Origin of the sequence: Acinetobacter sp. AL9 (assembly GCF_041464035.1) — a bacterium.
Lineage (GTDB): Bacteria > Pseudomonadota > Gammaproteobacteria > Pseudomonadales > Moraxellaceae > Acinetobacter > Acinetobacter towneri.
Genome location: NZ_JAYFSK010000215.1, coordinates 1 through 288 on the forward strand (window position 1 = coordinate 1; position 288 = coordinate 288).

Sequence of the window (288 nt, forward strand, 5' to 3'; positions counted from 1 at the left end):
GCCATTCATATAGTTGTTGCATCACTGGTTGACTATGCTGTTGTCGGTATTCGCGGCGGTCTTCCGCTGTACCATCGGTCTTTTTCCTGAGTTCTGCTTCTATCGCATACAGTTTCTGAATCAGCACCAATGCCTGTTCAGCGACCTGACTTTTCCCAGTCACATGCAGTTCATGGAATTTACGACGTGCATGGGCCATGCAGCCCACCTCTATGACCTGGCCTGATTTAAAGCGTGCTTTATAACCACTGTAATCATCACAGACTAGATAACCCTGCCAGCCTTTCA

At 47.9% G+C, this 288-nt stretch carries 1 protein-coding gene; it reads right to left on the bottom strand.

Going from position 1 to position 288, the window contains the following annotated elements; translation table 11 throughout:
- Positions 1-288: transposase (locus ACEO2X_RS14390; protein WP_371972202.1), on the bottom strand; the 288-nt coding region annotated here is incomplete at both ends.